Annotated in this window: 19 protein-coding genes; 11 read left to right on the top strand and 8 right to left on the bottom strand. The window is 70.2% G+C overall.

Going from position 1 to position 19,924, the window contains the following annotated elements; translation table 11 throughout:
- Nucleotides 1–55: 55 nt before the first annotated feature.
- Nucleotides 56–832: a hypothetical protein gene (locus tag H5368_RS11380; protein WP_182824675.1), complete on the bottom strand. Its 777-nt coding sequence runs from the start codon at nucleotides 830–832 to the stop codon at nucleotides 56–58.
- Entirely contained in the window at nucleotides 832–1,422 is a 591-nt protein-coding gene (locus H5368_RS11375) for a malonic semialdehyde reductase (RefSeq protein WP_182824673.1), read from the bottom strand. The genes H5368_RS11380 and H5368_RS11375 overlap by 1 nt, the downstream gene beginning before the upstream one ends.
- Before the next feature lie 84 nt (nucleotides 1,423–1,506).
- Here H5368_RS11375 and H5368_RS11370 point away from each other — a divergent pair, with 84 nt between their 5' ends.
- The 3 genes from H5368_RS11370 (at nucleotide 1,507) to H5368_RS11360 (ending at nucleotide 4,007) form a co-directional block, all read left to right on the top strand.
- A complete protein-coding gene (locus H5368_RS11370; RefSeq protein ID WP_182824671.1) occupies nucleotides 1,507–2,481 on the top strand; it encodes a mitochondrial fission ELM1 family protein in 975 nt (324 codons plus the stop codon).
- A gap of 60 nt (nucleotides 2,482–2,541) precedes the next feature.
- Nucleotides 2,542–3,027: an Mpo1-like protein gene (locus H5368_RS11365; protein WP_182824669.1), complete on the top strand. Its 486-nt coding sequence runs from the start codon at nucleotides 2,542–2,544 to the stop codon at nucleotides 3,025–3,027.
- 92 nt (nucleotides 3,028–3,119) lie between these two features.
- The gene (locus tag H5368_RS11360) at nucleotides 3,120–4,007 is read left to right on the top strand and encodes a DMT family transporter (RefSeq protein WP_182824667.1); all 888 of its coding nucleotides are present in this window, start codon (nucleotides 3,120–3,122) and stop codon (nucleotides 4,005–4,007) included.
- Between the two features lies 1 nt (nucleotide 4,008).
- On the opposite strand, the gene H5368_RS11355 is transcribed toward H5368_RS11360, so the two are convergent.
- On the bottom strand, nucleotides 4,009–4,893 hold the full coding sequence (locus H5368_RS11355; protein WP_182824665.1) for a nucleoside-diphosphate sugar epimerase: 885 nt from the start codon (nucleotides 4,891–4,893) through the stop codon (nucleotides 4,009–4,011).
- Between the two features lie 109 nt (nucleotides 4,894–5,002).
- On the opposite strand from H5368_RS11355, the gene H5368_RS11350 reads away from it, so the two are divergent.
- From H5368_RS11350 to H5368_RS11325, 6 genes are all read left to right on the top strand, one after another.
- Nucleotides 5,003–7,834, top strand: a complete 2,832-nt coding sequence (locus tag H5368_RS11350; RefSeq protein ID WP_182824663.1) for a monovalent cation/H+ antiporter subunit A — start codon at nucleotides 5,003–5,005, stop codon at nucleotides 7,832–7,834.
- Nucleotides 7,834–8,196 (top strand): Na+/H+ antiporter subunit C, encoded by a 363-nt coding sequence (locus H5368_RS11345; protein WP_182824661.1) that lies wholly within the window; start codon nucleotides 7,834–7,836, stop codon nucleotides 8,194–8,196. The genes H5368_RS11350 and H5368_RS11345 overlap by 1 nt, the downstream gene beginning before the upstream one ends.
- The gene (locus H5368_RS11340) at nucleotides 8,193–9,746 is read left to right on the top strand and encodes a monovalent cation/H+ antiporter subunit D (protein WP_182824659.1); all 1,554 of its coding nucleotides are present in this window, start codon (nucleotides 8,193–8,195) and stop codon (nucleotides 9,744–9,746) included. The genes H5368_RS11345 and H5368_RS11340 overlap by 4 nt, the downstream gene beginning before the upstream one ends.
- Entirely contained in the window at nucleotides 9,743–10,234 is a 492-nt protein-coding gene (locus H5368_RS11335; RefSeq protein ID WP_182824657.1) for a Na+/H+ antiporter subunit E, read from the top strand. The genes H5368_RS11340 and H5368_RS11335 overlap by 4 nt, the downstream gene beginning before the upstream one ends.
- A gap of 68 nt (nucleotides 10,235–10,302) precedes the next feature.
- A complete protein-coding gene (locus H5368_RS11330) occupies nucleotides 10,303–10,545 on the top strand; it encodes a K+/H+ antiporter subunit F (protein ID WP_255486538.1) in 243 nt (80 codons plus the stop codon).
- Complete coding sequence (locus H5368_RS11325) at nucleotides 10,542–10,919, top strand: Na+/H+ antiporter subunit G (RefSeq protein WP_182824655.1); 378 nt, start codon at nucleotides 10,542–10,544, stop codon at nucleotides 10,917–10,919. Before H5368_RS11330 ends, H5368_RS11325 begins: the two co-directional genes overlap by 4 nt.
- Nucleotides 10,920–10,962: 43 nt before the next feature.
- On the opposite strand, the gene H5368_RS11320 is transcribed toward H5368_RS11325, so the two are convergent.
- The 3 genes from H5368_RS11320 to hppD all read right to left on the bottom strand — a co-directional run bounded on the left by H5368_RS11320 (nucleotide 10,963) and on the right by hppD (nucleotide 14,095).
- Nucleotides 10,963–11,577, bottom strand: coding sequence for a lectin (locus H5368_RS11320; RefSeq protein ID WP_182824653.1), 615 nt, complete (start codon nucleotides 11,575–11,577; stop codon nucleotides 10,963–10,965).
- Between the two features lie 55 nt (nucleotides 11,578–11,632).
- A complete protein-coding gene (hmgA, locus tag H5368_RS11315; protein WP_182825278.1) occupies nucleotides 11,633–12,913 on the bottom strand; it encodes a homogentisate 1,2-dioxygenase in 1,281 nt (426 codons plus the stop codon).
- A gap of 69 nt (nucleotides 12,914–12,982) precedes the next feature.
- Nucleotides 12,983–14,095 carry a 4-hydroxyphenylpyruvate dioxygenase gene (hppD, locus tag H5368_RS11310; RefSeq protein WP_182824647.1) on the bottom strand — a complete coding sequence of 371 codons (1,113 nt, stop codon included), beginning with the start codon at nucleotides 14,093–14,095 and terminating at the stop codon, nucleotides 12,983–12,985.
- 85 nt (nucleotides 14,096–14,180) lie between these two features.
- Between hppD and H5368_RS11305 the strand changes: the two genes are divergently transcribed.
- Together H5368_RS11305 and H5368_RS11300 are read left to right on the top strand one after the other, a co-directional pair.
- On the top strand, nucleotides 14,181–14,657 hold the full coding sequence (locus tag H5368_RS11305) for a MarR family transcriptional regulator (RefSeq protein ID WP_182824645.1): 477 nt from the start codon (nucleotides 14,181–14,183) through the stop codon (nucleotides 14,655–14,657).
- Nucleotides 14,658–14,728: 71 nt separating this feature from the next.
- Nucleotides 14,729–16,360: a sulfotransferase gene (locus H5368_RS11300; protein WP_182824643.1), complete on the top strand. Its 1,632-nt coding sequence runs from the start codon at nucleotides 14,729–14,731 to the stop codon at nucleotides 16,358–16,360.
- Between the two features lie 278 nt (nucleotides 16,361–16,638).
- Here H5368_RS11300 and H5368_RS11295 read toward each other — a convergent pair whose 3' ends face one another.
- Both H5368_RS11295 and H5368_RS11290 read right to left on the bottom strand, forming a co-directional pair.
- Nucleotides 16,639–18,228, bottom strand: a complete 1,590-nt coding sequence (locus H5368_RS11295; protein ID WP_223877967.1) for a peptide MFS transporter — start codon at nucleotides 18,226–18,228, stop codon at nucleotides 16,639–16,641.
- Nucleotides 18,229–18,379: 151 nt separating this feature from the next.
- Nucleotides 18,380–19,870, bottom strand: coding sequence for an oligopeptide:H+ symporter (locus H5368_RS11290; protein WP_255486513.1), 1,491 nt, complete (start codon nucleotides 19,868–19,870; stop codon nucleotides 18,380–18,382).
- Nucleotides 19,871–19,924: the final 54 nt, after the last annotated feature.

Genomic DNA, 19,924 nt, shown 5'->3' with positions numbered 1-19,924 from the left:
CCAGGTGGAGAGCAGGGACCGGAGTTTACCGCGCCGCCAGCGGCACGGCCCGGGATCAGGCCGGCAGTTCGAACAGCAGCGCGTGCGCGGCAGTGTCGGGTGCGGCCACAAGCGTCGCAGGCGCGGGCGCGGCCGCGTTCCAGGCGAGCCCGTCGCCCGCGGACAGTGCCTGGCCATCGACCACTGCGGCGCCTTCGAGCAGTTGCAGCCAGCCGCGGCGTGCAGGCAACACGCCGAGCGCGCGCGATGCGCCGGCGTCGACCCGTGCGACACGCAGGCGCGCGTCCTGGCGCAGCAGGAGCGGACCGCCATCGTGTGCTGCGCGTTCCGCGCCGTCGGAACCGGCGCGTCCCGTGGCCCCGTGGAACGCCCCGCCGGCGGCGAGCGTGTGCCACGCGTTGCGTGCCGCGGCCGGAGCCGGCGCAACCGCGATGCCGGGCGTCGCGTTCACCCGGTCCGGCTGGATCCAGGCCTCCAGCAGGCGCAGTTGCGCGGCGGTCGACGCATTTTCAAGCCGGCACTCGATGCCGTGGCCGGCGCCGATCCACGCCACGCCGCCGGCGGTGACCTCACGCGGATCCAGGCCGGCGCACGCGATGCGCAGGCGGCCGTCCAGCACCAGCAGCACCAGCTCCATGTTGGCGACGCGCACGGCCTCGGCCACCGCGCCGGGTGCCCAGTCCTGGGTCGACAGCACCCGCAGCGCGCCCCAGCCCATCCAGTCGCGATCGATGGCGTCGCCGCGTGAGAACGCGTGCCACGCGTCCACGCCGCCGGCAATGATGCGACCGCGTGCGGCGGCGGGTCGGAGCAGCGTGCCCACAGGCAGCATCACTCGATCCTCGCGGCCTCGTCGAACGACAGCCGCGGCGAACGCGGGAACAGCTGCGCCGGGTCGCCGTAACCGAGGTTGACCAGAATGTTGGAACGCACCGCCGTGCCCTGGAAAAAGGCCGCATCGACCATCGCGTTGTCGAAGCCGGTCATCGGCCCGCAGTCCAGGCCCAGCGCGCGCGCGGCCAGGATCAGGTAGGCGGTCTGCATGCTGGAGCCGCGCAGGCCCACGCGCTCCAGGCGCGCCTCGTCGGAGCCGGCGAACCACGAGCGCGCATCGGTATGCGGGAACAGCACCGGCAGCTTGTCGTAGAACGCCAGGTCGTGGCCGACGATCACCGTGACCGGCGCGGCCAGGGTCTTGTCGCGATTGCCGTCGCTGAGCGCCGGGGCCAGCCGCGCCTTGGCTTCCGCCGACCTCACGAACACGAAGCGCGCCGGGCAGGCGTTGGCCTCCGTGGGCCCGAACTTCACCAGGTCGTAGAGTGCGCGCAGGGTGTCGTCGCCGACCTCGCCGCCGATCGCGTTGTGGGTGCGGGCCTCGCGGAACAGGCGGGCAAGCGCGGTGGCGGGCAGTGCATCGGTCATCAGGTGTCCTCTCGATCGCGGGTTCGGCTGGACGGGGAAGTGTAGAGTCCGCCCGGAGAAACCACAGGCCCGGCCCCGGAACGGATGGTCACGACAGCAGAACGCGCGCACCCGGCCGTCGCCTGGGCGCTGAGCGATGGCCGCGCCGGCAACGTGCGCCAGGCCACCGCGCTCGCCGGGGCGCTGGCCATCGGCGCCATGGCCGAAGTGACGCTGGCCGCGCGTGCACCGTGGTCGTGGGTGGCACCCCGCCGCCTGCCGGGCGCGGCGCAGGCCTTCGGCGCGCCGTTCGCGGCGAGCCTGGCCGCGCCACCGCTGGTCGCCGTCGGCTGCGGTCGGCAGGCGGCGCTGGCCACGCGACTGCTGCGCGCACGCGGCGCACGCGCGGTGCAGGTGCTCCATCCGCGCATCGACCCGCGCCACTGGGACCTGGTGATCGCGCCCGCGCATGACGGCCTGCGCGGGGGCAACGTGATCACCACGCTGGGCAGCCTGCATCCGGTCGACGACGCCTGGCTGGCGCGCGCGCGCGCCGCGTTCAACCACTTCGCGGAGCTGCCGTCGCCGCGCACCACGCTGCTGCTCGGTGGCCCGAGCGCGCACGCCGGCTTCGACCTCGCGGCCTTGCACGCCCTGCTGGCGCGGATCGATGCCGTGGCCGCGCGCGAGGGTGGCAGCCTGCTGGTGACCGCCTCGCGCCGCACGCCGCCCGCACTGCGCGATGCCCTGCGCGCGCACCGCGGCCGCGTGCCACTGATGGCTTGGGTGGACGACACCGATGGCCGCAACCCCTACCCCGGCATGCTCGCCTGGGCGGACCGCATCGTGTGCACCGCCGACTCGGTGAACATGCTGTCCGAAGCCTGTGCCACCGCCGTCCCGGTGTTCGTTGCCGGCGCGGAACGCATGCGCGGGCGGCCAAGGCGCTTCGTCGACGAGCTGCTGGCACGTGGGCGCATCCGCGCGGTGGACGAGCGGCTGGACGCCTACATCGCCATTCCGCTGCGCGAGACCGCGCGCATCGCCTGCGAGGTGCGTGCGCGGCTTGGGCTCGCCTGACGATGGCGCGTGGCAATGCGGCTTGGCTTATCCTCGCGCCATCCGCGCACCGGTGACGCCATGGACATCGCAAGCCAGACCGACCGTCCCATCGACCGCTGGTTCGCCAGCTATTCCGGCGACCACCGCAACGCACGCAACCAGGCCATCCACGTGGTCGCGGTGCCGGCGATCCTGTGGAGCGTGATCGCCATGCTGTGGTGCATCCCGTCGCCGGGTACCGCGCTCCGCCAGGGCGTGTGGGCGGCGCTGGCGATGTTCGCGGCCTGGCTGTTCTACCAGCGCGCCTCGCGCCCGCTCGGCGTGGGCATGGCGGTGCAGCTGCTGGCCATGGCCACGCTGTGCTGGTGGCTGCACGCGGCGCTCGGCACGCGCGGGCTGCTGGCGCTGGCGGTGGGCGTGTTCGTGGTGGCGTGGATCGCGCAGTTCATCGGCCACCGCATCGAAGGCCGCAAGCCCAGCTTCTTCACCGACCTGGTGTACCTGCTGATCGGCCCGGCCTGGGTGCTGTCCAAGCTCTACCGCCGCCTGGGCTGGCGCTGGTAGCGCCTGCCCCGCGCGGCAACGCGCAACGCTGCATGCCATGACGCGGGGCGGCCGGCACGCGCGATGGCCGCCCGCAGGGGCGACAATGGCGCATGTCTCCTCGCGACCTCGTCCTGATCCTCGTCATCTGCATGGCGTGGGCGGGCAATTTCCTGTTCTCGGCGTATGCCCTGCTCGAGATGCCGGCATTCCTGTACACCGCGCTGCGCATGGGCATCGTGGCGCTGGTGCTGCTGCCGTTCCTCAAACCCGTGCCGCGCGCGCAGTGGCCGCGTTTCCTGGCCGTGGCGCTGTGCATGAACGTGCTGCACTTCGGGCTGAGCTTCTGGGCGCTGCGCCTGGCCGGCGAGCTGTCCGCGGTGGCGATCGTGATGCAGAGCTACGTTCCGATGTCGGCGCTGCTGGCCTGGGCGGTGCTGGGCGAGCGCTTCGCCTGGCGCACCGGCACCGCGATCGCGGTGAGCTTCATCGGCGTGCTGGTGATCGGCTTCGATCCCTCGATCGTCGAAAAGCCGGCCGCGATCGTGGCGATGCTGGTGTCGGCGGGCTTCCTGGCGCTGGGCACGGTGCTGATGCGGCGCCTCGGCGGCATCGGCATGCTGACCCAGCAGGGCTGGAGCGCGCTGATCGCGGTGCTGCCGTTGCTTGCAATCAGCCTGCTGCTCGAACCCGGTGGCGTGGCGGCGCTGGCCGCGTTCTCGCCGCGTGCGTGGATCGGGGTGACGTACTCGGCGCTGGTGGCCTCGCTGCTCGGCCACGGCGTGTACTTCCTGCTGCTGCAGCGCCATCCGGTGGCGCAGCTCACGCCGTGGCTGATGCTGACGCCGTTGCTGGCGGTGCTGCTGGGCATCGTGTTCTGGGGCGACCGGCCCGGCCCGCAGCTGTGGATCGGCGGTGCGCTGGTGCTGGGCGGCGTGGTCGCGATCGCGCTGCGCGCGATGGCCACCGCGCGGCCGCTGCCACCGGCACGCGAGATCTGAGTCAGCGTGGCTCGAACATCGCCGCGTCCGGCCGGAACGGGCGCGGCGCGTGGCCCAGATCATCCCGTGCGGGGCGGGCATCGAACACCAGGTCGTGGCGCAGGCGTTCCTGGGCCGCCGCGCTGAAGCCCTGCAGGCGCCCCGCCGCGCGCGCCGTCGCCACGAGCGCGGCGAAGACCGGCGCGGGCAGCTCGACCAGCCGCGCCGGCGGTCGCAGTGCGGCAAGCACGCGCGCCACCATGTCGCGATAGGCCAGGGTTTCACCCCCGGGGAGGTCATAGCCGCGGCCATGACTTGCCGGCCCGGCCGCGATGGCCCACATCGCGGTGGCCGCGAGATCGTCCACGTGTACCGGCTGGCGCAGCCCGTGCGCACCGCGCGGCAGCGGGAACCAGCCGCGCCGCCGCGCCAGCGCGGCGATCCGCGAGAGGCTGAGGTCGCGCCCCGCGCCGTACACCAGCGTCGGGCGCAGCAGCGTGGCCGCCGTGCCGCGCGCCGCGGCGGTGGCGAACAGGCGGGCTTCGGCAAGCGCCAGGCGCGACGCGAGTGCGCGCTCGGCGGCGTCGGTCGAATCCTGTTTCACCGCGAGGCTGGTGGAGCCGAATGCGACCAGCCGCGATGTGTCGATGCGCGCGTCTTCGAACCAGCGCGCGAAGTGGTCGAGGGGGCCGCAACCGAGCACCACGTCGTAGCACGCCTCGAGCGCGGGCATGGCGTCGAAACCACCGCGCAGCCAGCGCACGCCGGCGCCCGCGGCCTGCGGCGACCGCGACAGCGCATCCACGCGCCAGCCGGCCGCCAGCAGCCGCGGCAGCAGCGCCGCACCGATCTGGCCGCTGCCGCCGAACAGCAGCGCGCGCGCACCTGCGTGGGCTCCGGATTCCATCGCCGAAGCATAGGCGAAGCCGCGCGCGCGGAAGGAACCGCCGTCGCCCGCTGCTAGAATCGACGGCTGCCGCGTGCGTCGTGGCCATCCTCCGACGACAAGGACCCCGATGCTGGAATTGATGCTGGCCCTGCCGTTCCTGCTCGCGCTGGCGCTCGCGATCCTTCGCGACGCGCCGGCCCGCGCGTGTGCATGGCTGGCTGGCCTCGCGCCCCTGCTGGGCCTGGTGATCCTGGCCTGGATGACCCCGGCGGTGATGGCGGGCGACATCCCGCGCGCGATGCATGACTGGCTGCCGCAGGCGGGCCTGGCATTGAGCCTGCGCCTGGACGGCCTGGCCTGGATGTTCGCACTGATGGTGCTGGGCATCGGCGGCCTGGTGGTGATGTATGCGCACTACTACCTCGGGCCGCAGGAGAAGACCCGGCGTTTCTTCTGCTTCCTGCTGCTGTTCATGGGCGCGATGCTGGGCATGGTGCTGTCCGGCAACCTGCTGCTCACGGTGGTGTTCTGGGAGCTGACCTCGATCAGCTCGTTCCTGCTGATCGGCTTCTGGTACCACCGCGACGACGCCCGCGAAGGCGCGCGCATGGCGCTGACCATCACCGCGGCCGGCGGCCTGGCGCTGCTGGGCGGCGTGGTGCTGATCGGCCGCGTGGTGGGCAGCTACGAGCTGGACGCCGTGCTCGCGTCGGGCGATGCGATCCGTGCCCATGAGCTCTATCCGTGGATCCTGGGCCTGGTGCTGGCCGCGGTGTTCACCAAGAGCGCGCAGTTCCCGTTCCACTTCTGGCTGCCGCACGCGATGGCCGCGCCGACCCCGGTGTCCGCCTACCTGCACTCGGCGACCATGGTGAAGGCCGGCGTGTTCCTGCTCGCACGGCTGCATCCCTCGCTCGCCGGTACCGACCTGTTCTTCTACGTGGTGTCCGGCATCGGTGCGCTGACGCTGCTGATCGGTGCGTGGAACGCCATCTTCCAGCACGACATGAAGGGCGTGCTGGCGTACTCCACGATCTCGCACCTCGGCCTGATCACCCTGCTGCTCGGCCTGTCGACGCCGATGGCGGTGGTGGCGGCGCTGTTCCACATCCTCAACCACGCCACGTTCAAGGCGTCGCTGTTCATGGCCGCGGGCATCATCGACCACGAGACCGGCACCCGTGACATGCGCCGGCTGGGCGGGCTGTGGCGGCTCATGCCCTACACCAGCGCGCTGGCGATCATCGCGTCGCTGGCGATGGCCGGCATTCCGCTGCTCAACGGTTTCCTGTCCAAGGAAATGTTCTTCGCCCAGGCGCTGGAGATCGGTGGCGACGGTGCGATGCGCACGTTCATCACCGTGGCCGCGTTCCTGTTCGCCACCTTCGGCGTCGCCTACAGCCTGCGCTTCGTGCATGACACCTTCCTCGGCAACGGGCCGCGGGGCGTGTCGCACGACATCCAGGAGCCTCCGGCCTTCATGCGCGTCCCGGTCGCGGTGCTGGTGGTGGCCTGCGTGGCGGTGGGCGTGGCGCCGCAGTGGACCATCGGCCCGCTGCTGGCCACCGCTGCGCGGGGCGTGCTCGGCGACGCGGTCCCCGCGTACAGCCTGTCGGTGTGGCACGGCGTCAACATGCCGCTGCTGATGAGCCTTGGCGGCGTGGCCTGCGGTGTCGTGCTGTACCTGGGGCTGCGCAAGGTGCTCGACCTGCACGCCATCGTGCAGCGTTCGCAGGGGCGGCGGCTGTTCCACCTCAACATCGAGGCACTGTTCCGCCTGGCGCGGCGTTTCACCCACACCATCGCCAACGGCAGCATGCAGCGCAGCCTGCTGTGGCTGGTGCTGGTGGCGATCGCCGCGGGCGCCGCGCCGTTCGTCGCCGGCTGGGGCGAACCGCGCGAAGCGCTGGTGTACGAGTCGCGACCGATGGTGCGCCTGGCCTGGGTGCTGTGGCTGATGCTGGTCGGGTGCGCGCTGGCCACCCTGGCCCTGTACCGCCAGCGCCTGCTCGCGGTGGTGGTGATGGGTGGCTGCGGGCTGGCGGTGAGCATGACCTTCGTGGCGCTGTCCGCGCCCGACCTGGCCCTCACCCAACTGCTGGTGGAACTGGTGACGGTCGCGCTCCTGCTGCTGGGCCTGCATTACCTCCCCAAGGATTCGCCGCCGACGCGATCGCTGCCGCGCCGCGTGCGCGACGGCCTGGTGGCGGTGGTGGCGGGCGCGGGCACCGCCGGCCTGGCCTGGGCCATGATGGTGCGGCCGCCTTCCAACGGGGTCGCCGCTGAGCTCACCGCGCGCGCGTTGCCCGAGGCCTGGGGCAGCAACATCGTCAACGTGATCCTGGTCGACTTCCGCGGCTTCGACACCTTCGGCGAGATCACCGTGTTCGGCATCGCCGGCCTGGTGGTGCATGCGCTGCTCAGGCGCGCGCGGATGGCGCCGGAAAAGATCATGCCCGGCCCGCCGGTCAAGCTGCCGGTACCGGCCGACCTGGCGCAGATGATGTTCCCGCTGACGCTGGTGGTGTCGATCTTCCTGTTCCTGCGCGGCCACAACGCGCCTGGCGGCGGCTTCATCGCCGGCCTGACGCTGGCGGTGCCATTGCTCATCCAATACGTGATCCAGGGTGCCGAGTCGGTGGAGTCACGCTTCGGCTTCGACTACATCCGCGCCATCGGCATCGGGCTGATGGTGGCGCTGGCCGCGGGCGCGGGCTCCATGGTGTTCGGGCTGCCGTTCCTCGCCAGCGGGCACTACGACCTCGAACTGCCGCTGCTGGGCGTCATCCCGCTGGCGAGCGCGGCGGCGTTCGATGTCGGCGTGTACCTGGTGGTGTTCGGCAGCACGATGCTGATCCTGTCGATGATGGGCACGCTGAAGCCATCCAAGACCATGGTCGCGCACCGCGGCACCATCGATCCGGCCACGCGCTCGGCCGTCACCGGGGAGGCCAACTGATGGAATTCGCGATTGCCAGCGGAATCGGCGTGCTGGTGTCCGTGGGCGTGTACCTGATGCTGCGCGCGCGCTCGTTCGACGTGATCCTCGGCCTGACCATGCTGTCGTACGCCACCAACCTGCTGATCTTCTCCAGCGGTCGCCTGGTGGTGGGCAAGCCGCCGGTGCTGCGCGAGGGCGTCGACGCCACGCTGGCCAATTACACCGACCCGCTGCCGCAGGCGCTGGTGCTGACCGCCATCGTGATCTCGTTCGCCATGACCGCGGTGATGATCGTGCTGGCGATGCGCAGCCGCGCCGACAACGACAGCGACCACGTCGACGCCGGCGACATGATCGACCGCCCGGGGAAGGACGCGTGAGCCAGCTCCCGATCCTGCCGATCCTGCTGCCGCTGCTCGGCGGCGCGCTGTCGCTGTTCGTGGAGCACCGCCGCGTCGGCACCGTGGTGCAGCGTTCGGTGGGCTGGATCTCGATGCTGGCGACCTTCGCCGCCGCGGTGATGCTGGTGGCACGCGCGGGCAACGGCGAGGTCATGGTGTACCTGGTCGGCGACTGGCCCGCGCGGATCGGGATCGCGCTGGTGGTGGACCGCCTGGCGGCGCTGATGGTGCTCACCACCTCGCTGCTGGCCGCTGCCTGCCTGCTGCACGCCTGCTCCGGATGGGACCGTCGCGCACCGCATTTCCATGCGCTGTTCCAGTTCCAGCTGGTGGGCCTCAACGGGGCGTTCCTGACCGGCGACATCTTCAACCTGTTCGTGTTCTTCGAGGTGATGCTGATCGCGTCCTACGGGCTGCTGCTGTCAGGCGGCCGCGGGGTGCGCATGAGCGCGGGCCTGCACTACGTGGTCTTCAACGTGGCATCGGCCACCCTGTTCCTGATCGCGCTTGGCCTGGTGTACGGCCTGTTCGGCACGCTGAACATGGCCGAGCTCGCGGTGCGCGTGGCCGAACTGCCGGCGCGCGACCTGCCGCTCGCCAAGGCCACGCTGGGCCTGCTGCTGGTGGTGTTCTGCGCCAAGGCCGCGCTGCTGCCGCTTTACCTGTGGCTTCCGGAAACCTACACCCGTGCGCCAGCGGCGGTGGCGGCGCTGTTCGTCATCATGACCAAGGTGGGCATCTACGCGGTGCTGCGCGTCGGCTCGCTTCTGCTCGGCGAACCCGCGGGTGCGCTCGCCGGCTACGGCTGGGGCTGGATGCTGCCGGCGGCCATCGCCGGACTGGTGCTGAGCGCGCTGGGCGTGATGGCGGCGACGCGTCTGCGGGTGCTGGTGGTGTACCTGGTGCTGGTGTCGGCGACCACGCTGTTCATCGCCTTCGGGCTACGCGAGCCGGGCACCATCGCCGCCGGGCTGTACTACCTGGTGCACAGCAGCTTCGTGGCCGCGGCGTTGTTCCTGATCGCGGACCTGGTGCGCCGCGGGCGCGGTGACGCCGGCGACGCCCTGCGCGCGTTCGCACCCGCGCCGGGGGTGCGCACCATGGCTGGCGTGATGTTCCTCGTCGCCGGCGTGTCGATCGCCGGCCTGCCGCCGCTGTCCGGATTCATCGGCAAGACCCTGCTGCTGCAGGCGGTGCCCGACGCCGCGGTGCGATGGGCCTGGCCCGTGATCCTCGGCAGCAGCATGCTGGTGGTGGTGGGCATGACCCGCGCCGGCACGCGGATCTTCTGGAAACCGGCGCCGATCGCCGCGGCGGCCGCCGAACATGCCGCGAGCGCGGGCGGGCTGGGGCGCGCGCGCCTGCCGGAAACGCTGGCCACGATGCTGCTGCTGTCCTACGGCGTGGCGATGGCGCTGGCACCCGCCCCCATCCTCCGCTACACCCAGGCCGCCGCCGGCCAGCTGCTGGCGCCGGCCGCGCTCGTCGAACAGCTGCGCGCCACGTTGCCGCAGGGGAGGCGGCCATGAACCGCCGCCGCTGGCTTCCGTCCATGCCGCTGTCGCTCGGCATCGTCGCGTTCTGGATGCTGATGGTGTCCGAGTTCGACCTCGCCCAGTTCGTGCTGGCCCTGCTGCTGGGGCTGGTGGTCCCGCTGTTCGCCACCCGCCTGGACCGCGAGTTCGCGCGCATCGGCAGCGTCCGGCCGCTGCCGCGACTGATGGCCGTGCTGCTGTGGGACATCGTGCTGAGCAACCTGCGCGTGGCGCGCCAGGTCCTGGGGGCCGAGCGGAACATCCACCCCGGGTTCATCTGGTATCCACTGGAACTGGACAATATCCACGGCATCACCGCCCTGGCCTGCTGCATCACGATGACACCCGGAACGGTGACCGCGGCCCTGTCCGATGACCGCCGCTATCTGCTCGTGCACGTGCTCGACCTCGACGACGAGGCGCAGGTGGTGGCCGACATCAAGCGCCGCTACGAATGCCCGCTGATGGAGATCTTCCCTTGAACACGCCCGAGCTCGCCGGCCTGCAGCTGTTCGGCCATGGCCTGATCGACGTGGCCATCGGTGTGTCGATGTACGCGGTCGGCGCCTCGATGCTGCTCGCGCTGTGGCGCCTGCTGCGCGGGCCCACCGTTCCCGACCGCATCCTCGCGCTCGACACCCTCAACGTCACCGCCATCGCCGAACTGATGCTGCTGGGCATGTACCTGAAGTCCGCGGTGTACTTCGAGGCCGCGCTGATCATCGCGATGCTCGGCTTCGTGAGTACCGTGGTGCTGTCCAAGTACGTGATCCGCCGGGACATCGTCGAATGAGCGTCTTCTGGGAACTGCTGCTGGTCGCGCTGCTGCTGGTCGGCAGCTTTTTCATCCTGATGGGCGGCATCAGCCTGGTGCGCTTGTCGGAGTTCTTCAAGCGCCTGCACGGGCCCACCAAGGCCAGCACCCTCGGCGTCGGCTGCGTGCTCGCCGCCTCGGTCGGCTACCACCTGTTCATCGGCAGCGACCCGCAGCCGCGCGAACTGCTCATCGCCGCATTCCTGTTCATCACCGCGCCGATCAGCGCCCACCTGATGTCCAAGGCCGCGCTCTCGCTGCGCATGGACGAGCGCCCGCAGCTTCCCGGCAAGTCGGACGAGGACACCCACGTGCCGCCACGCCCCGACGGCGGCGACGACGAAGCGATCTGACCGCGGCAGCGGGCATCGCCGCGCCGCAGGCCACGCGGCTGACTCAGCTGCAACCTTCGACGTAGTCGACCTGCGGCACCATGCCGACGCGCCACGAGGTGACCTTGCCGGCGGCGTCGAGTTCGAACACCAGCTTCGACGGCAGCCCGCCGCCGTCCTCGGCGGACTTCAGCACCTTGCCCCCCTGCACGTACTTGTGCGGCATGGTTTCCAGCGCGCCGCCGTAGAGCGCCTGGAGCGCGGCCTCGTCCATGCCCACCTTGCCGCCGCCGGGCGCGGCGATGTCGGGCGACTCGGCGCTGTAGCGCACCAGCAGGTCGTTCTCGAACATGAAGGCGAGCTGCGCCGGTGTGGATTGCCCCGCCGGGCTCATGTGGAAGCAGGCCGCGGGGTCACGCGGGTCGGGCTTGCCTTGCAGTGCACCACCGGTCCATTCCGCGCTCGCCTCCGCCGCGGTCAGGCCAAGGTCGAGCGCGCCATAGCCGTTCATGCGCGCGTCGCCGGCGTCGGGGATCGCGCGCGGTCCTTCGACCGCCGCCACGGGCGCGGCGTCGGCGCCGGGGGCGGCCGTCACATCGGACGTGGACGGCGAACGCTCCCCGCTGCAGGCGGACAGGGCAAGGCTGAGGATGGCGATCAACGGGGCGGCACGACGCATGAGGCAGGCTCCTGAGGCAAGAAAAACGCAGTGCCCAAGGCTACGACAAAATGCGTCAGGCCATCGCGAAGTGCTTCTCCAGCCCGGCCCAGCAGGCCTGGTAGCCATGCTGGCGATGGGCGGCATCGAGTGCCTGCTGTGCAGGACGGATCACCGCGCGCGTCTCGAACATGAAGGCCATCGTGTCGGTGATCACGTCCGGCTTCGACAGGTCCGCCGCGGATGCCTTGGCGAACGTCGCCGCATCCGGGCCGTGTCCGGTCATGCAGTTGTGCAGCGAACACCCCCCGGGCGCGAAGCCCTCGGCCTTGGCGTCGTATGCGCCATGCACCAGGCCCATGAACTCGCTGGCCACGTTGCGGTGGAACCACGGCGGGCGGAACGTGTCCTGCTGCACCAGCCAGCGCGGCGGGAAGATCGCGAAGTCGAGGTTGCTGGTGCCGGGCGTGTCGCTGGGCGAATGCAGCACCAGGAAGATCGACGGATCCGGGTGGTCGAAACTGATCGAACCGATGGCGTTGAAGCGGCGCAGGTCGTATTTGTACGGCGCGTAGTTGCCGTGCCAGGCGACCACGTCGAGCGGCGAATGGCCGATCGGCGCGCGCCACAGGTGGCCCTGGAACTTGGCGACGAGTTCGAAGTCGCCTTCGGCCACTTCATACGCCGCCACCGGGGCGAGGAAATCACGCGGGTTGGCCAGGCCGTTGGACCCGATCGGGCCGAGGTCGGGCAGGCGCAGCAGCGCGCCGAAGTTCTCGCAGACATAGCCGCGCGCGGCACCGTCCGGCAGCTCGACGGCAAAGCGCACGCCGCGCGGGATCACCGCGATCTCCTGCGGCTCGACATCGAGCACGCCCAGTTCGGTGGCGATGCGCAGGCGGCCCTGCTGCGGCACGACCAGCAGCTCGCCGTCGGCGCTGTAGAACCAGCGCCCGCGCATCGGCGCATTGGCCGCGTACAGATGGATGCCCACCCCGGTGCCGGCCCAGGAACCGCCGTTTCCGGCCATGGTGAACAGCCCGTCGACGAAGTCGACCGCACTGCCCTCCGCCGGCATCGGTAGAGGGTCCCAGCGCAGCTGGTCGGGCGTCACCGGCCCGTGCCCGAAATCATCGTGGAAGCGCGGCTGCGCGTAGGGCTCGAAACTGCCGTGCATCGCCGCCGGGCGGATCCGGTACAGCCAGCTGCGCCGGTTGGCGTGCCGCGGCGCGGTGAACGCCGTACCCGTCAACTGCTCGGCGTACAGCCCGAACGCGACCTTCTGCGGCGAGTTGCGGCCCACCGGCAGCGCACCGGCCAACGCCTCGGTCGCGAACTCGTTGCCAAACCCCGACATGTATCCGTCCACGGATGTCTCCTGCGTGCGAGAAGCTTGCTCCAAACCCCACACCATCCGCGGCAACGCCTAAAGCACCCCGCGCTTGATCTGGTCGCGCTCGATGCTCTCGAACAGCGCCTGGAAGTTGCCTTCGCCGAAGCCTTCGTTGCCCTTGCGCTGGATGATCTCGAAGAAGATCGGGCCGAAGCAGTTCAGGGTGAAGATCTGCAGCAGCTTGCGCTGCTTGGTCTCCGGGTCGGCGTCGATCAGGATGCGGTTGCGCGCAAGGCGCGCCACGTCCTCGCCATGGTCCGGGATGCGCTGGTCGATGACTTCGAAATAGGACTCCGGCGTATCGAGGAATTCAACGCCCTGGTCGCGCATCTTCTCCACCGTGCTGTAGATGTCGTCGGTGAAGCAGGCGATGTGCTGGATGCCCTCGCCCTTGTAGGCGTCGAGGTATTCGTTGATCTGGCTCTTCGGGTCGTTGGACTCGTTGAGCGGGATGCGCACGATGCCGTCCGGCGCGGTCATCGCCTTGGACACCAGGCCGGTCTTGGCGCCCTTGATGTCGAAGTAGCGGATCTCGCGGAAGTTGAACAGCTTCTCGTAGTAGTCCGACCACTTCTGCATGTTGCCGAAGTAGAGGTTGTGGGTCAGGTGGTCAATGAAGGTCAGCCCGAAGCCCGTCGGGTTGGCGTCGGCACCTTCGACCGGCACGAAGCCGTCGTACATGCTGCCGGCGTCGCCATAGCGGTCCACCAGGTACAGCATGCAGTCGCCGATGCCCTTGACCACCGGCGCGTCGACCGCCTTGGTGGACTCCTTGTGGTCGATCGCCTCGCCGCCGTTGGCCAGCACCTTGGCGTATACCTCGCCGGCCGGCTGGCGGAAGCGGATCGCGAAGCCGGCAGCGCACGGCCCGTGCGCGCGCGCGAAGTCGGCGGCGAACGAATCGGGATCCTCGTTGACCAGGAAGTTCACCCCGCCCTGGCGGTACACCGTGATCTTGCGCGTGGGGTGGCGCAGCACCGGGCTGAAGCCCATCTTGCGGAAATAGTCGTGCAGCAGCCCGCCCTGCCCTTCCGGGGCGGCGAACTCGACGAACTCGAAGCCGTCGATGCCCATCGGGTTCTCGAAGGTGGTGACCTCCATGCCGAGGTTGGGCGTGGTGCTGGCGGGCGTGGTCTGGGCGCTCATGGCGGCTCCTGGGAAAGCAGAAAGTGGACGTGCGAGGGCTGTTGTTATAGTTTCATGTGAAACCGCTTGCAAGGCGCAGCGCAGCATGACCGGCCCCACCCGCCCTGATCCGCATGCCACGGACGAGTCCGCGCTGCTCGAACTCGACCGCTTCATTCCTTACCAGCTCAGCGTGCTCTCCAACCTGGTCAGCCAGGAGATCGCGCAGGCCTACGGCGAGCGCTTCGGCCTGGCGGTCACCGAATGGCGGATCATCGCCGTACTCGGCCGCTTCCCCGGCCTGTCCGCCGTTGGCGTGGCCGAGCGCAGCGCGATGGACAAGGTGGCGGTGAGCCGCGCGGTGGCGCGGCTGCTGGAGCGCGGCCTGCTGCATCGCGAAACGCACGACGACGACCGCCGCCGCTCGGTGCTGGAGCTGAGCGAGGCCGGGCGTCGCGTGTACGAGGATGTCGCGCCGCAGGCGCTGGCCTACGAGCGCGACCTGCTGGCGCCTCTCGACGCGTCCGAACGGCGCGTGCTCTCCGAACTGCTTGATCGCCTCGGCGAACGCTACGGCGTCTGACGCCGGCGCGTCGCGACCGCTGCCCCTGGCGCGATCGGTCACAATCGGCCGATCCATCGCCTGATCGCGCCATGACCACGCCTCCCCCCACCAACGCGGACAGTTCCACCACCGCGCCTGGCGCGGTGCGCGGCGGCGGTGGCGCGTGGCAGCAGGCGAACGCGCTGGCCGCCGCTGCAGACTGGCCGGCGGCGGCGGCGTGCTACGCACGCATCGCGGCCGCGACGCCCGACGATGCCGCAGCCTGGATCGGCCTGGCCAAGGCACGCGGCCGCAACGGCGAATACCGCGCCATGCACGCCGCGACGCTGCGCGCGGCGGCCGCGGGCCCGCGCACCTGGCCACATGCGCTGGCACTGGCACGCCTGCTGCGCGACCTGCACGAAACGCGCGCACTCGACGCGCTTGCCACCGCGCTGGCAGCGCGCGCGCACGAAGCCGCGACCGATGACATGGTGGCGCTCGCCGACCTGCTCGGTGGCGAAGACTTGCACCGCGCGGCGCTGGAGTGGCTGGACCGCGCCAACGCGCGTGATCGCGCGCACGCACCGGCCGCCTACCTGCGCGGCGGCACGCGCCTGTTCCTCGGCGACATGCCCGGTGCGCGCAGGGACCTGGAACGCGCGATCGCGCTGGCGCCGCATTTCGCCCATGCCCATCGCCGCCTGTCGCAGCTGCGCGCCACGGATCGCGACGGCGCAGCTGCGCGCGTCGAGCGACTGCTGCAGGAGCGCTCGCGGGTCGCGCCCGGCAGCGAGCACGACATCCACTTCAGCCACGCGCTGTTCGACGAACTGCATGACCTCGGCGAACACGAGGCCGCGTGGCAGGCGCTGACGCGTGGCGCCGCCGCAAGACGCGCCGGCCTGCGCTACGACGCCGCCGATGACGCGCGCCTGTTCGAGGCGATCCGCGCGCGTTGCGACGGCGCATTCGTGTCGGGACCCGGTCATCACCATGCGGCCGGTGCGCCGCGCCCGCTGTTCATCGTCGGCATGTTCCGCTCCGGCACCACGCTGCTGGAACGCATGCTGGGCGGCCACGCGTCGATCGCCGAAGGCGGCGAGAGCATGGGCTTCGCCGCCGCGCTGCGGCATGCCGTGGACCATCGCGCGCGTGGCGTCATCGACCTCGAAACGCTGCGCCGCACCGGTGGCGTCGACTGGCCCGCACTGGGCGCCGCGTTCATCGCCGGCAACGCCTGGCGCGCCCAGGGGCGTGCGTGGTGGACCGAAAAGCTGCCGACCAACGCCCTGCTGCTGGGTCTGGTGGCACGCGCGCTGCCGGATGCGCGCTTCGTGCACGCGTGGCGGCCGCCGATGGACGTCTGCTTCTCCAACCTGCGCATGCTCTACGGCGGCTTCGCGCCGTGGTCCTACGAGCAGCAGGAACTTGCCGCCTGGCACCGGGGCCATGCCGCGCTGATGGCGCATTGGCGCGCCGTGCTCGGCGAGCGCCTGCTCGACGTCGCGCACGCCGATCTGGTGCGGGCGCCGGAACACGAGTTGCGGCGCGTGCTCGCGCATTGCGGCCTCGCCTTCGCGCCGGGCGTACTGCAGCCGCAGCGCGCCGGCGGCGCGGTTGCCACCGCAAGCGCGGCGCAGGTGCGCGACGGCATCCGCGCCCCGCGCCGGCCCGACTGGTGGCCCTACCGCGCCCATCTCGGCCCGCTGGCGGCGGGCCTCGGCATCCAGCTGGACTGAGCGTCGCGCAGGCAGCGGATCTTCTTGCAGAGCAAGGGCTCGGCAGGTTATGGCACCGGGTACCAATGCCCTTGAGGACTCATGTCCCCCGGTGATGGCCTGGCGGCCATCGCCTCCTCCTTGACTTCGCCCTCAAGGGCATTGGCACCCGGTCCGCCGCGGGGGACATGAGCCGCGAAGGCCTCTCGGCCACTACCGGATGCTCCACGTCGCGCAAAAAAAACCGCGCCCCGAAGGGCGCGGCGTGTCATTCATGCATGCCGGGAGTGGGGCGTCGCTCAGCGGCGCTCCTCGGTGACATCGATGCCGGTGGCGATCGGCTCGGCCAGTTCCTTCTGCCCGGCCAGGTCGTCGTCGCGCAGCGTGTCGAGGTGCATCAGCTTCTTGATCAGCGGCGAGATGACCAGGAAGCCGACGCCCACCGCGATCGCGATCCAGCCGATCTGGCTGTAGACATCGAGCACGACCTGCTGCGCGGCACCCTCGCCCGACGCCGCTTCCGAACCCGTGGCGGCGGCGATCATGCCGGCCACGAAGTTGCCGGTAGCCGAGGCGAAGAACCAGCAGCCCATGACCAGGCTGGCCATGTGCGCCGGCGACAGGCGGTTCATCGCCGAGAGCCCGACCGGCGACAGGCACAGCTCGCCGGTGGTGTGCAGCAGGTAGATCAGGAAGATGAACAGCACCGGGGTGAGGCTGCCCGTGGCCAGCGCGGCCGCGCCGGCGACCAGCACCAGGAAGCCCGCGCCGAGCTGCACCATCGCCAGGCCGAACTTGGCCGGTGCCGACGGCTCCAGGCCGCGGCGGCCCAGCCACGTCCACAGGCCCGCGAACAGCGGCGCCAGCAGGATGATGTACATCGCGTTGATCGACTGGAACATCGACGCCGGCACGTCCCAGCCCAGCATGTTCCGGTCCACGTAGCGGTCGGTGTACAGGTTGAGCGAGGAGCCGGCCTGCTCGAACAGCGCCCAGAACAGCACCGAGCCGATCATCAGGATCATGGCGGCGAAGATGCGGTGCGACGAATGCCGGTCGAGCTTGGTCACCGCCGTCCAGACCACGTAGGCCAGCAGCAGCACGCCGGTGATGCCCAGCGCCCAGCCGACCACGTCCTGGTTCTGCACCATCCACCAGCAGGCCAGCACGATCAGGATGCCCAGGCCATACAGCAGCCACTCGAACGGAATGCCGGCGGTGCGTGCGCGCAGGCGCGCAGGGTCGACCGATTCGCCACGCCCCTGCAGCAGCGGCTTGCCGATCACGAACACCACCAGGCCCAGCAGCATGCCGAAGCCGGCGGCGCCGAAGCCGTACTTCCAGCCATAGGTCTCGCCCAGGTAGCCGCACAGCAGCGAACCAAGGAACGCGCCCAGGTTGATGCCCATGTAGAAGATCGTGTACGCGCCGTCGCGGCGCACGTCGGTGCGCGGATACAGCTGGCCCACCATCACCGAGATGTTGGCCTTCAGGAAGCCGGAGCCGACGATGATGAACGCCAGCGCCAGCCAGAACGCGTTGAGCGCCGGCGTGCCCTGCCCGCCCTCGCCCTCGAAGCCCATCAGGAAGTGGCCGATGGTCAGCAGGATGGCGCCGTACAGCACCGCCTTGCGCTGGCCCAGGTACTTGTCGGCGAGATAGCCGCCGATCACCGGCGTGATGTACACCAGCGCCGTGTAGGCGCCGTAGACCATCGAGGCGTCGCCATCGGAGAACAGCCAGTGCTTGGTGAGGTAAAGCACCAGCAGCGCGCGCATGCCGTAGTAGGAGAAGCGCTCCCACATTTCGGCGAAGAACAACATGTACAGGCCGCGCGGATGACCCAGGAAGGTCTTCTCCGCGCCGGCAACGTGGGCAGGATGGGTCACTCGGTACTCCGCAATTGCGCCCGCACGTGCGCGGGCCAATCGGGGAACTTAGCGCGATGCGGGTCCGCAATGGAAGCCGTGGAACACCGCGGAAATGCGAACGGCGGCCCGGGGGCCGCCGTCCGACACATGCTGAACAGGGCGCGTGCCCTTACTTCACGCCGTGCATCAGCTTCTGGATGAGCGGCGCGATCAGCAGCAGCACCACGCCCGCGCCGAGCAGCGCCCAGAACCCGAACGTGTAGCCCGCCTGCGCGGAGGCGACGGTCATGCCGCCCTCGCCGCTGACGCTCGAGGCGAAGATGCCCGACAGGTTGTTGCCGATCGCGATCGACAGGAACCAGCCGCCCATCGCCAGGCCGGTCAACTTGGCGGGCGCCAGCTTGGTGGTCATCGACAGGCCGATCGGCGACAGGCACAGCTCGCCCACCGACTGGATGACGTAGACCATGAACAGCGTCCAGAACGGGATCTTGAGCGACGCCGGGTCGACCAGGCTCGACAGCGCGAACACCAGCAACAGGAACGCCAGGCCGTTGAAGATCAGGCCGAGGCCGAACTTGCGCGGGATCGACGGGTTGGCGCGGCCCATCGCGACCCACAGCCAGGCCATGACCGGCGCCAGGGTGATGATCGCGATCGAGTTCACCGACTGGAACCAGCCGACCGGGAAGATCCAGCCGTTGAGGTCGCGGTCGACGATGTTCTGCGCCAGGAAGTTGAACGAGCTGCCGGCCTGTTCGAAGAACATCCAGAACAGCACGTTGAAGCCGAAGATGATCAACATGGCGATGACCATGTCGCGCTGCCGCGAGCCCTCGCGGATGCCCTCCACCAGCAGCATGACCGCCGGCACCACGAACAGCGCGAGCAGGATCCAGTTCAACACGCCGGCGTCGATGGTCAGCAGGGAGTAGAACACCGGGATCGCGACCAGCGCGCCCACCGCCACCACCAGCACCCGCCCGATGCCCGGCGCATGCGCCGGTGCCGCGCCGATGCCCTTGAGCTGGCTGCGCCCGAACCAGAACCACACCAGGCTCAGCAGCATGCCCACCGCGGAGGCGATGAACACCACCTTGTACGCCGGCATGCCGTCGGCGCCGAACACCTTCTCGGCCAGCCAGCCGGTCAGGATGGGGGCGATGAACGCACCCATGTTGATGCCCATGTAGAAGATGGTGAAGCCGGAATCGCGGCGCTGGTCATCGGTGGCGTAGAGCTTGCCGACCATGGTCGAGATGATCGGCTTGAACAGGCCGTTGCCGACGATCACCGTCGCCAGGCCGAGCTTGAGCCACTGTTCGCTGGGCGTGGTGATGAGGAACAGGCCGGCGGCCATGAAGATCGCGCCCAGCAGGATCGCGCGCTGGTAGCCGATCAGCTTGTCGGCGACGTAGCCGCCGAAGATCGCCGCCGCGTACACCAGCGCCAGGTAGGCGCCGTACAGCTGGCTGGCCGGTGCCTCGCCGGTGGCGTCGCCGTTGTAGAACTGCGCCACGATGTACAGCACCAGCGCCCAGCGCATGCCGTAGAACGCGAACCGCTCCCAGAACTCGGTCATGAACAGCATCCACAGCGGACGCGGATGGCCCATGACCTGGGCGAATTCCGGAATGCCGCCGCCGGATGGCGGCTGCATGCCCGGCCCTGCCGGCTCGACGCGATTTGAACCCATGACGTGTGCTCCCCCAAG

This window comes from Luteimonas sp. MC1782 (genome assembly GCF_014164605.1).
In the GTDB taxonomy this organism is placed as follows: Bacteria; Pseudomonadota; Gammaproteobacteria; order Xanthomonadales; family Xanthomonadaceae; genus Luteimonas.
This window is presented reverse-complemented; position numbering and strand designations above follow the sequence as displayed.